6 protein-coding genes are annotated in these 5,086 nt (G+C 56.8%); 2 read left to right on the top strand and 4 right to left on the bottom strand.

Translation table 11 applies throughout. The annotated features are described in order from the left end of the window. The 4 genes from NW820_RS05155 to NW820_RS05140 all read right to left on the bottom strand — a co-directional run. A partial coding sequence (locus tag NW820_RS05155; protein ID WP_414406866.1) for a DUF4394 domain-containing protein occupies positions 1–656 on the bottom strand: 656 nt, incomplete at its 3' end. A 341-nt stretch (positions 657–997) separates the two neighbouring features. Next, complete coding sequence (locus tag NW820_RS05150) at positions 998–1,780, bottom strand: ABC transporter permease (RefSeq protein ID WP_414406867.1); 783 nt, start codon at positions 1,778–1,780, stop codon at positions 998–1,000. A gap of 17 nt (positions 1,781–1,797) precedes the next feature. Beyond that, positions 1,798–2,541, bottom strand: coding sequence for a class I SAM-dependent methyltransferase (locus tag NW820_RS05145; RefSeq protein ID WP_414329240.1), 744 nt, complete (start codon positions 2,539–2,541; stop codon positions 1,798–1,800). 30 nt (positions 2,542–2,571) lie between these two features. After that, positions 2,572–3,099 carry an FHA domain-containing protein gene (locus tag NW820_RS05140; RefSeq protein ID WP_011432802.1) on the bottom strand — a complete coding sequence of 176 codons (528 nt, stop codon included), beginning with the start codon at positions 3,097–3,099 and terminating at the stop codon, positions 2,572–2,574. 391 nt (positions 3,100–3,490) lie between these two features. Here NW820_RS05140 and NW820_RS05135 point away from each other — a divergent pair, with 391 nt between their 5' ends. Then, complete coding sequence (locus NW820_RS05135) at positions 3,491–4,135, top strand: DUF3038 domain-containing protein (RefSeq protein ID WP_414341745.1); 645 nt, start codon at positions 3,491–3,493, stop codon at positions 4,133–4,135. A gap of 73 nt (positions 4,136–4,208) precedes the next feature. After that, positions 4,209–5,086: DUF4335 domain-containing protein (locus NW820_RS05130; protein WP_414406865.1), on the top strand; the 878-nt coding region annotated here is incomplete at its 3' end.

The following is a 5,086-nucleotide window of genomic DNA, read 5'->3' as shown; positions in this document are numbered from 1 at the left end:
CGACCGGTGTTTAGGTCAATTCGATACAAGGTGGAGCCGCCGATGGCAAAGCCGGTATCCACTCCATCAGCAGTACGGATGTCAAACCCACCCATAGGGCCGAAGTTCACCCCCAGAGGGCCAATGGGCACCTGAACCCCATCGTTGGGGGGATTCTGCAACACCAGCAGGTTCCGTTGCCCGTCGATGTTCAGCAGCCGCGTGGATTGGGCACCCGCCACATTGTTGGTGTAGGCGGCGGCGGTGATGGCCGGCTGGGATCCCTGTAGTTCCATTGGGCCAAAGGCCAAAGGTCTATCTTGGATCACTTCGCCCGTATCCACATTGATGCGGAAGTTCTGGCCATTGGCTCCCACCAAGCGCAGCCGATCCGGAACAGGGTTGAAATCCATGCCAGAAAGCGTGCCCGCGGTGAAGGGAACCGACAGAGTGCTGGCCACGGTAGCGACACCGGTCTGCAAGTTGATGGTGTAAAGGATGCTGGTGTCGGTCAGCCCGTAAAGCAGCCGGTTGGCAGGGCGCACATCGATACCAATGAGGTTGCCGTTCACTCCTGTTACCGTCAGGGATCCCTGCACAAAGGCATCGGCAGAGCGGATGAAAGTGAGGCGATTGCCGCCGCTCAAAGCCACCAAATCCGCTTGGGAAGGCATCATCGAAGACGAAGTGCTGCTGCCACAGCCCAAGAGAGCAAAACTGCCGGCTATCACAGATGCTGCTACAAAGCTTGTGTGTTTGTGCATTGAACAGGCTCCTCAAAAGATCGACAAACCATCAAAACCACTGACAGACAAGCCCCCCTAAACCACAGAGCCTGTGGCTGCAAAGCGCTGCAGTGAAAACTTTTTTGCCCTCAACCCAGAGAACTCTGCGATTCCCTCTGCCTTGTACTGAAGGCAGTTGTTCTCCGCGATGTCAGCGCGTGGGGCGCGTCTGTAGAAATTACTCAACTCCTGGAAACTCGGATGCCTGGGATCCAAGCTTTTTGGCCCAGACTTTAACTGGAAGCGCTGGTGTAAAAGCGCAGGGCAAAGCGCCAGAAGAGATGGGATCCCCACAACAGCCCTGCCGCCAGCAGAGCGGATCCCAGCAGCCACGGCCATTGGACTCGCCCCAGCAAGGTCTCCGCCGGGATCGTGGTCAAGAAAGCCACCGGCACGACGAAGGTGAAAAACACGCGGTAGGCCACCGGATAGGCCACTATCGGAAATCGTCCTGCCTCTACTAGGCCCCGCAGCACCTCGGTGACGTTGTAGATTTTGACAAACCAAATGCTGGTGGCTCCCAACATAAACCAGAGGCTGTAGAGGATGATCAGCCCCAGCAGCAGAGGCAGCAGCCCCAGAGCATAGACCCAAGCAGGCAAATGGAGCTGGATCCCGGCGTAGAGAATCAGCAACAGGCCAAAGCCGATATCCACCAGGCCCCAGGGGGAAAACACCCTGGCCGACAGCCAAAACTGGCTGCTTATTGGCTTTAGCAAAACAAAATCCAAGGTGCCTTCCTGCACCTGCTGCACAATGCGATTGAGGTTGACGTTAAAGAGACTGGCCGACACCCCCTGCAGAATGGTGAACACCCCCAACACGATGAGGGCTTCCGGCCAACTCCAACCGCCCAGCCGGTGCCCCTGCTGGTAAAACAACGACAGCCCAAACAGAGCGGATCCCAAGCCACCCAGACTGCTGAGGCTGGCAAAGAAAAAATTGGCACGGTACTCCATTTCTGCCGCGATTGAGGTGCTCCAAAACAGCCACAATATCCGCAAATAGCGCAGCACCTTGGTTTTCTCCAATCTCAGCTTTTATCCCACTTGCGGTAACAGCGGGCGGTAATGAAATAGGGGTGAAACACCTCCAAAAAACGGCTTTGCAGCACCTGAAAGAATTGCTCTACCTTTTGCGGGTCGTCCAGGTGAAAAGGAAACTCGCCGTTAAACCCCTTGAAAAAGTACCAGTTGATCAAAAGCTTACCTGACGGCTTGAGCCAGTCGTAAAACTGCCGCAACTGCGCTGCCGGATCCGCCAGATGTTCCACCACATCGAAGCAGATGACGGTGTCAAAAAAGATCTCTTCTGGGAAGTTTTCTGGACAGTGGATGCGCTCGGTTAAGCCCAGCTTTTCCGCCCGCCATTGCACAAACTGCCGATGGATGGGGTTGATATCCCAGAAGATCACCTGATCCACCGCTGCGCAGAGGGCCGCCCCGATAGCATGGGTGCCGATGCCGCCGCCAAAATCCAACACCAACCCGCGGGCATGATCCGCCACCAGGCGTAAGGTATCGCCGATGTAGTCGGTGCTGCTCAGGTGCCAAGCCGCCAAATCCAGCAGATAGGCGGATCTCACCTGATCCCGATAAAACGCATCTGCCCGATCCCAGCCAAAGTCTCGCCGGCCCAACTCCGCCAATTGCTGCTGCCCTGCCCGCAGTTTCTCCCGCAGATCGGCAGCCCCAAGGCCCAGGAAGGATCCCAGATGGGCTTCTAGGTCAAAGGCATTTTGCCAGTAGCCGCTCAGAGCAGGTGGGATGGGGGGCACAGGAGGATTCAGAAGACTGGTTGGGTTGGCTTAGGCAACAGTGAAATCCTCTTCCTCTGGCTGAGCCAGGTTTTCCGGGTTCGGCTCCGTGTCTTTATTAAAATCAAAGGTGGATGGGGATGTAGAGCTAGCAGCATCCAGAGGCTGCAATAACTTGGCTAGGGTTTCCGGGCTGAGTCGATCCGTTGTCTCCACAATTGCTGTTACGTTCGGCCCAAACCTTATCTTATCTAGGAGCTGAAGGCGATGGGACAAAACCCGTTTTCCGTTGACGAATAGGCCATTGGTGCTGGGCCTGGATCCCGGACTGCCATCGAATACCATGTAGCTGTACTGCAGGGATCCCTGTGCAGTTGGCCCTGAACCTGGGATGCGGATGAGGGAAGCGTGTTTCCGAGAGACGCAGGGATCGTAAAGGCGAATATGATTGTCTTTAGACCGTCCCACTGAGTAATAGATACTATCCAGAACAACCCCCCTCTGCCCCAATCGATCCCTGAAGATCAAGACCCAGTGAACAGGGACAGGCTGAGTACTGCAGCGAGCAGAAGAGGCCATGATGAATCAAGCTGCACCTAGAGTCGCTGGTGTCAACAAAAGGGAAACTCAATAAAGGTGGGTAGTCACTTAGCTCTTAAAGGCCAAAGCAGCAGCTGCTTTCCCCATTATAAGTAGCCATCCCCCTGAGTCCAAAAGCCCAAGTTCAGCTAGGAGTAGGGGTGTTGCCGAAACAGAAACCGGCCCAGAAAACCCATTCTTATTGGTCTAAGATGCATCCAGAGTTACCCCGTTTTGGGGAAGAACCCTGAGAGCTCAACTCTCGGCAGGCTGGCGAGCAGTCTAGCATGCCCAAAGTCTTTTAGACTAGAGCGCAGGGAGGTAGGTTGCAGGTTTGGCTTGGACAGGAGATCATAGAGTTTCGTCGAAACCCAAAGCTCCCATTGACAGCGTGACGGTGGAACACAAGCACATTCAGTTAGACAGTCGGCCCGTTGGCCTGAACACAGCCACCGGTACCATCAAAGCCCAGTTGGACTTGCTACTGCTGGGGTTGGAGTCCCTGAGCGGAGAAAGTTCCGAAGCGGTTCTGGCCGCAGCCAAAGCCCTCAACTTGGAAGAGCAGATTGGCGACCGGGTGACCCTCTGGCGACTGCGCAATGCTAACCCCTTGCGCCGCAGCAGCGGTGGGCGCAAAAAGGTCGATATCGAAGAGGCCCGCGCCCTGGTGATGGTGATTGCCTATCTGGCTGCTCAGCAACAAGCCCGTATCCGCAGCACCTTGGAGCAACTGGAAGCCGCTGTCGATCAAGAGCTCAGCCCCTTCCGTCAGCCGCTGGTGGGAGATTACTTGGATGAATTCCTCTCTCACTACCGCAGCCGCATGGTGGATGGGGACGTGCGCGATGAGAATAGCCTCACCGAGCTGGCCCTGCGCATCTTGATTGAGCTGATGTTCTACAGTAGCCCGAAAGGCGCTCAGCGCCTGTGGAAAGCCTTGCTCAGCCGTCCTGAGATGGATTTGCCTGCCGGCAGCGATCTGGAAGAAGAGGGGGTAGCCCACAGCTCCGGCCCCGATACCTCACCCTCTTCTTGAGGCAGGTTCGTCAATTATCACCTCTGTTATCGCCTCTGTAGCCCTCTACCCGTGTTGTTCGCCCGCAGTTGCCATGCCCAGCCTCACCCTGATTAGCCACACCTATCAACAACCCACTTCTACGCTGACTGTACGGGGAGAAGCCCCTGCCGATTCCAATTCTTCAGACTCCTCTGCAACGCCGCCGCTGCAAGCCATCCAGCGCAGCTTCGAGTGTCAGTTGGAAATCCGCCAGGGGGAGACAGTCAAAACTTTACACGGCGATAACGTTTGGCTCAACGATTTGATCACCGTAATCGACCGCTACGTGGGATCCCACTTGAGTGGGGAACCCAAGGGAACCTTCAGCGGTACCGTGGCCATCCGTCCGCTTGATTTTATTTTTCATCGCCTCACGGTGCGCCAAGGGGAAGATCGCATCGCGCAGGTGGATTTGTCGATGACGCAGTTGTACGACCTGCTGGAGAACCTCTCCCAGGTGGCGGATGACATTCCCCAACTGGCCAATCTGGGAACTCCGGTGACGCGGGCTTGGTATCGACAGCCCACCGGGATCGCGGCCCTGCTGGTGGGAGGGATCGCAGTTGTGGCCGGTGTTGGGATCTGGGCCAGTCGCCCCCCTAGGGATCCCACAGCTTCCCCTTCCCCGCAAGAGCAGCTCACCATCCCTGCCTTGACGGGTCAATCGCAGCCTTTGGCCACATCCCTCCAAGAATCTGACCCAACAGCGGGAAGAGAGGCAGCAGGGGCGGATCCCCTTTCCCGTCTGCGAGACATTTTGGCAGAGCAGTGGCAGTCTCCCCCCGATTGGCCAGAGAGCTTGGTCTACCGGGTAACGGTGGATAGGACGGGATCCCCCCTGGCCGCCGAGCCGGAGAATGAGCTTGCCCGAGAGCGCCGAGCCGAAACCCCATTTGCCGACCTGCCGGAGCTACCGCCGGATCCCTTGCC

Origin of the sequence: Synechococcus sp. R55.7 (assembly GCF_047461955.1) — a bacterium.
Lineage (GTDB): Bacteria > Cyanobacteriota > Cyanobacteriia > Thermostichales > Thermostichaceae > Thermostichus.
This window is presented reverse-complemented; position numbering and strand designations above follow the sequence as displayed.

Bases quoted from the DNA above. Each gene is read 5' to 3' on its own strand.
- NW820_RS05140 (WP_011432802.1), bottom strand. From the start codon at position 3,099: ATGGCCTCTTCTGCTCGCTGCAGTACTCAGCCTGTCCCTGTTCACTGG.